This window comes from uncultured Capnocytophaga sp. (assembly GCF_937936315.1).
Taxonomy (GTDB): Bacteria; Bacteroidota; Bacteroidia; order Flavobacteriales; family Flavobacteriaceae; genus Capnocytophaga.
This window is the reverse complement of sequence record NZ_CALGWU010000028.1, coordinates 1-6114: the sequence shown is the minus strand read 5'-3', so window position 1 is coordinate 6114 and position 6114 is coordinate 1. Positions and strand designations below refer to the sequence as shown.

Annotated in this window: 11 protein-coding genes; all 11 read left to right on the top strand. The window is 34.7% G+C overall.

Annotated features, from left to right (window positions below):
- The coding region (locus Q0162_RS05365) for a dehydrogenase (protein ID WP_297890143.1) at positions 1–813 on the top strand (813 nt) is incomplete at its 5' end.
- Between the two features lie 40 nt (positions 814–853).
- Complete coding sequence (locus Q0162_RS05360; protein ID WP_297890141.1) at positions 854–1207, top strand: MmcQ/YjbR family DNA-binding protein; 354 nt, start codon at positions 854–856, stop codon at positions 1205–1207.
- Between the two features lie 9 nt (positions 1208–1216).
- Positions 1217–1711, top strand: coding sequence for a hypothetical protein (locus Q0162_RS05355; RefSeq protein WP_297890139.1), 495 nt, complete (start codon positions 1217–1219; stop codon positions 1709–1711).
- A 16-nt stretch (positions 1712–1727) separates the two neighbouring features.
- Positions 1728–2147 carry a VOC family protein gene (locus Q0162_RS05350; RefSeq protein ID WP_095901184.1) on the top strand — a complete coding sequence of 140 codons (420 nt, stop codon included), beginning with the start codon at positions 1728–1730 and terminating at the stop codon, positions 2145–2147.
- A gap of 6 nt (positions 2148–2153) precedes the next feature.
- Positions 2154–2603 (top strand): NTF2 fold immunity protein, encoded by a 450-nt coding sequence (locus Q0162_RS05345; RefSeq protein WP_297890136.1) that lies wholly within the window; start codon positions 2154–2156, stop codon positions 2601–2603.
- Positions 2604–2631: 28 nt separating this feature from the next.
- Positions 2632–3693, top strand: a complete 1062-nt coding sequence (locus tag Q0162_RS05340) for a PDDEXK nuclease domain-containing protein (protein WP_297890134.1) — start codon at positions 2632–2634, stop codon at positions 3691–3693.
- A gap of 19 nt (positions 3694–3712) precedes the next feature.
- Complete coding sequence (locus Q0162_RS05335) at positions 3713–3847, top strand: hypothetical protein (protein WP_297890132.1); 135 nt, start codon at positions 3713–3715, stop codon at positions 3845–3847.
- A 94-nt stretch (positions 3848–3941) separates the two neighbouring features.
- Entirely contained in the window at positions 3942–4352 is a 411-nt protein-coding gene (locus Q0162_RS05330; protein ID WP_367272168.1) for a hypothetical protein, read from the top strand.
- On the top strand, positions 4349–4840 hold the full coding sequence (locus Q0162_RS05325; RefSeq protein ID WP_297890128.1) for a hypothetical protein: 492 nt from the start codon (positions 4349–4351) through the stop codon (positions 4838–4840). Before Q0162_RS05330 ends, Q0162_RS05325 begins: the two co-directional genes overlap by 4 nt.
- A gap of 20 nt (positions 4841–4860) precedes the next feature.
- Entirely contained in the window at positions 4861–5232 is a 372-nt protein-coding gene (locus tag Q0162_RS05320; protein ID WP_297890126.1) for an SMI1/KNR4 family protein, read from the top strand.
- 69 nt (positions 5233–5301) lie between these two features.
- A complete protein-coding gene (locus Q0162_RS05315) occupies positions 5302–5952 on the top strand; it encodes a hypothetical protein (protein ID WP_297890124.1) in 651 nt (216 codons plus the stop codon).
- Positions 5953–6114: the final 162 nt, after the last annotated feature.

The following is a 6114-nucleotide window of genomic DNA, read 5'->3' as shown; positions in this document are numbered from 1 at the left end:
GTCCCTTTTCAGGAGAAAATAGCTGTATTGCAATTTGCCTCAGCTGATGTTTCTAAAAAGATGGTGAAAAACGGAGTGTATGTAGATCGTCATATTCTTGTAGATATCTTTTCAGAAGATTTTACATCACAAAAACGAGTTTCTTTCTCCTTTGAGGAAGATGAACCTTGTTATAGAAGTGATGCTTACTATTATCGGGAAGGTGAACGACTTTTTATACTCATTGAATACTATAAACTCGACAACATTTTTGTAACCAATAAGGTATTTGAAATTACTGAAAATGAAGTAATAGAACAGCCTTTCTGCTGTATTCCTCAAAAGCGAATTTTCAACGATGCGAAAGTCTATTCTTTTGGAGATAAAGAAGTCTTTATGCAATCTCCCTTTATGATGAGCTGCCGAGATAAACAGAACCAAAAAACACTTTGGAAATACAAACTCTCTGCTTATCTTTACACTGAAATAGAGGAATATAACGATATCTTATACTTTGGTACAGCAGGTAAAGGAGGCTATTTTTATGGAGTTTCACTAAATAACGGACAAACTGTATTTAGTTATAATACAGGACAAACCGTACACTTTGTACGAAGTGGAGAACGTATTATCATAAGTGATAAAAAACAAAAGCCTATGCTTATAAATGCCTTAACTGGAGAGATCATCCATTCATTAGACATAGGCAAATACACTATTGATTACGAGCAACAGATGCTTTGGTATAAAAATCGTTTCTATGGCATTGTCCGCAATAAGGAAAAAGACTTATCTGTAGTGTGTGTGAATATACAGGAGTTTTATATGATCTGAAACCTAATAACTAATTACTGAAATCTTTTATCTAAATAAAATGAACTTAGAAGAACTTAGAGACAGTTGTCTTTCTATGCCTTTCGCTACGGAGGATATGCCTTTTGGCGAGGATATTTTAGTATTTCGGATTTGTAATCGTATTTTTGTGCTTACAAGTTTAGAATCAGTACCTTTGCGGGTGAGTCTCAAATGCGACCCCGAGCGTGCGATAGAACTCCGCGAGGAGTTTCCTAACAAGATTGTGGCAGGCTACCACCTCAACAAAAAACATTGGAATACTGTACTTTTAGAAGGCTTACCCCCTACCCTTATCAAGGAGATGATACAGCACTCTTACGACCAAGTACTTGCCAAAGTCCCCAAGAAAGAAAGAGAAGTGTTAATTAGTTAATTCAAGATTATGTTCTCAAAGCTCAAAAATTTCTTTTGTAAAACCTATCCTATTTTTGGGTATGACTTCTTTATCCCTGTAGCCCTCTATAAGCGTATAGAGGCAGCAGAAAGAGAGGTTAGTCCCAAAAGTATTAGGCATTTCTTTAGCAAAGCGCCTTATAGCCTTAGCAAAGGACAAATCCAGATTACAAGAGAAGCCAACAAACTCTTTTTTGTACAAATAACATTCTATGAAGAAGACAAAAGGGAGCATTTTAAGAAGGAAATAGAGGAGTATAAAGAAGTATTTCCGTTTTGGATTGTCTTTCCTCATAGTTTCTATGGGGCTCCTCGCTGGAATCAGGGCTATCAAGAGCATTATAGAGACACTTTTTTGGAATATTGGCATTCTTTAAGCATAGAAGAACAAGAAAAGTATATGGATACCTATCATTGTCCCGAGGATTGGCGGCTTTGGCTTAAGGAATATCACCTATGGTGCAAAGAAAAAGGAACTTTATAAAGAAAAATATTAAAAAATGAGACAGAAATTTACACTTATCACTTTAGGTGTCCGCGACTTTAAGAAAGCTCTTGCCTTTTATGAGAACTTAGGCTGGCAGAAGTCGGACAAAAGTATGGAGGAGTATGCTCTTTTCCCTTTGGGAGGAATTGTATTAGGATTATATCCTTTACAAGAACTCTCCGAAGATACTACGCTACCTTATCAGTCAAGTACATTTGCAGGAATAACAATTAGTTATAATGCCAAATCGGAAGCAGAAGTAGATGCTGTTTTATCTAAGGTCAGTGAATTAGGAGCTACTATTGTCAAGCCAGCTCAAAAAGTATTTTGGGGTGGATATAGCGGCTATTTCAAGGACTTGGACGGCTACCTCTTTGAAGTTGCTTATAATCCTTTTTGGGAGTTTGACGAAAATGACAATTTAAAATTATAATCCAAAATGACAGAAACAGAACAAACCCTACGCCAGCGTTTCACTGCCTTCTTGCAAGCGATGTACGACTGGGAAACAGAAGCCAACAGAGTTGACGAAGAAGAAGTGGAGAAAAAGAAAACGCTTTCTTGGGAAGACTTTTGTGAGCAACAAACAGAGCTGCGTATCCCTATTTATAAGGAATACATCACCGAACGCGAGCGCAAATATGGCGGCGCTCAGTACACCTGTCACGGCTTTCCTCCTAACTACGACCCTTCTAAAGAAAGCATTACCGAAGTGCAAATCACGGGTAAAAAAGCCTCTATATTTACCGACAGAGAGTATGCAAAAATGAATTACAAGCGCGAGTACAAGTACAAACTCGTAGAAGATCGCTGGCTATTAGATACTATCAAAGAACAGTATTTGCCTGAAAACAGAGATCCTGAAAAGTGGAAGAGTGTAATTATATAAACTTATCAAAATTCTTAAAACAACCACAATGAAAGAAGCCCCTACTTTTACCTTTGGAGCACAAAACCTCCCCAATAAAGAATACCACCAATGGCTGATAGAAATCAAACAACGATTCCAGCAATCGCAAATCAAAACAGCCATAAAGGTGAATACTGCCCTTTTAGAGTTCTACTGGAGCTTGGGTAGTGATATTGTAAAAATGCAAACCGAAAAGGCTTGGGGTAGTGGCTTTATCAACCAACTAAGTTTGGATTTGAAAGAAGCTTTCCCTGAAGCTACTGGTTTTTCTGTAGCCAATATTAAAAACATAAGACAATGGTATTTATTTTATTATCAAGAACTTACAAAAAGCTACCAAGTTGGTAGCTTTTTAGAGATGCCTAAAGATTTTGGCTTAATACCTTGGAGACACCATACTGAAATAATGAGAAAATGTAACTCTATTTCTGAGGCTCTATTCTATATCAAGCAGACGATCTATCATAATTGGAGCAGGGTACAATTAGTGCATACCATAGAAAGTAACCTCTTTGAACGACAAGGGAAAGCTATTAGCAATTTTGACACTCAATTGCCTATCCCTCAAGCTAATTTGGCTACCGAAATCCTCAAAGACCCTTATAATTTCGATTTTCTTTCCCTTGCCAAAGACTATTCCGAACGAGCGCTTGAAGAGGCTTTGATGCAAAACATTACTCGCTTTTTGTTGGAATTAGGACAAGGATTCGCTTTTGTTGGGCGACAAATGGAGTTGCGTATGCCCGAAGGACAGAGCTTTTTCCCCGACCTCATTTTTTACCATATTCCGATGAAGTGCTATGTAGTGGTAGAACTCAAAGTAACACTTTTCGTTCCTGAATATATCGGAAAATTGAACTTCTATGTAACTGCCATTGATAAACTCTTGCGTGGAGAAGGCGACAATCCTACTATTGGGCTACTCATCTGTAAAGATAAAGACGAATTGCTGGTAGAATGGTCTCTCACCGATGTAAACAAGCCGCTGGGCATTGCCTCTTACCAGCTCAAAGAAATTATTGATAACACTATCGTTGAATTTGAAAAAAATAAGCATAAAACCCTATAAACATATAACAATTAGCGGAATGAGCATATCAAGTTATATCACCAAGTTTGGCACTCTTACTTTCAAAGAAAAAGTAGAAGATGCATATTTTTGGGAGGCCTCATTCCTTTGGGAGAGTGATTTCTATAAAGAAACCTTAGAGCTTCCTTGTTGATGAAGAAGTTGTGAAATCAAAGAACAATATTTGGCCGAAAACAGAGACCCTGAAAAATAGAATGTTTGAAATTTAAAAATACAATTTTACTCTTGTGAATTACAATATACTTGCCCCTCCATTAATAGCTCTTTTGGCTTGGGCGTTTATACTCATTTGGTTTTCCAAGAAAAAGAAACAAGAAAAAATGAAAAGACAACAGCTTTTAACCCAAATAAAAGAACAGCTCCCTATCTCATCGTTTAAAGAGTTGTTACAAACTTTAGAAAACCTAAACTACAACCCTTCTTGGTGCTATTTCAAGACTGATACTTTTGAGAGTGGCAGCCTAGCTGTGGATAACACTTGTTTTCTGCAACGAGAAAACCAATGGGTCGTATGCCTTGCCGATTGGCATAGTTTCTCTGATGAACAGTCTTTTGATAGCGAACAAGAAGCCTGCGAAAACTTTGTATATAAATACTTTCTCCTTAGTAAAGAAGAAATTAATTGGTTAAAGCAATGAGCATATCAAGTTATATCACCAAGTTTGGCACTCTTACTTTCAAAGAAAAAGTCGAAGAAGCATATTTTTGGGAGGCCTCATTCCTTTGGGAGAGTGATTTCTATAAAGAAACCCTAGAGCTTCCTTTTTCTGTGTTTAGCAAAAGTGAAAACATCACACCTGATACTATTGCTTTTATTGAAAAAATCCTTGCCTACGCAGATAAGTTGGTTGCCAAGGCTCTTTCTTATTTTCAAGAACAACTGCTAATAAGCTCAGAAGGCTTTCATCTTTCAGATGAAGAAAAACGTTTGTTAAGTGTTCCCTTACAGGAAGTTCCTTTTGAAAGTCCGCAGTTCCTATTTTATGACAACAAAGAATGGATATTGCATTTTGCTGAAGGAGGTTTTAGCTTTTGCGAGCCTTATGGCGTTTCTTTTCACTTTGAAGAAGAAACCCCTATCCTAATAGAAAACTTAGAAGACGCAGAAGAAATACAATTAACTTAGATTATTTAATAAATAAAAATATGAATAGAATTACAGAAACAGAACAAAAACATTCCTTTGAACTTCCTGCTCTTTACAAGGAAATCCTCAACAGTTTTGATTTATATTGCCTTTATCAGTACAAAGGTAAAGATTTGGATATTAAAAATCGTAACCTCCTTTTTGAAAAGCTGAGCAGAGACTATCAAGCGTGGCAATTACTACAATATCTTGATAAACCTAATACTGAAAACACTTTTGTTTTTGGTAGTCTAGGTGATGACTCCAGACTATACTTCAACCTCTCCGATGGGTCAGTTTGGGACTATTGGCTTGACGATAAATCTACTCGCAAAATAGCTAATAGCTTTAATGAATTACTTTCAGAAGCTACTTTAGAAGAAAAAGAATAGGTCACACATTGGTGTATTTATATTGTTTAATATCAGATATAGAAAGGTTTAAAGCTAAAATAAATACTTATGCAAAATATTTTATTACAAGAAATCTATAGTTATAATAAAAATATTTCCTTATGGAATTTAATAAATAAGCGAATTATTTTCAAATATTGGTATGCTTTTATAGTTCCTATATTTTTTCTCATTCTTAGTTCCTATTTCCATTTTTCACAATCATCTATATTAGCAATAATATTTTATATACTAAGTCTAATAATTATGGTCTTATTAAGTATATTTTTCATTAAAAAACAAAAACAAATTGTTTTACAAAAATATAAATATGTAATTAACAAAAAAGGAAATTTTAAAAAGAATTGGGGTTTGAAAATTCAAAAAAAAGAGTTAGAAAAGCTGTTAGGAGTGAATTTAGGAAAGGAAAAACTATCCTTCTTAATTGACAACTATGAAGAATTTACTAAAGAAATAAAATATGACTATAAAATTACTATTTTCGTAGTTGGATTAATAGGTTTTTTATTTAAAGACTATATAGAAAAATTCTTTAAAGACCTAAATGATTTTTTATTACTATTAATCCTACTTCTTCTACTTACATTAATTATCTTTTTTGAGGAGATGATTCTAAAACCATATATATTAGACAAATTGAATTCTAAAAGAAGATTTATCAAAATTTTAAAGACTATCTATTATGAAAGATATGTCTAATAAATTAAATTATTGCAATGAAAAAAATCGTATTCATCATTTTAGACAAGTTCGCCAATTGGGAACTAGCGTATCTTTCTGCTGCCCTTAGCGAAAAACAATTAGGAACAGAACAATACACTGTTTTGTATGCTTCAACCGATAAAGAGGTGAAAACCTCCA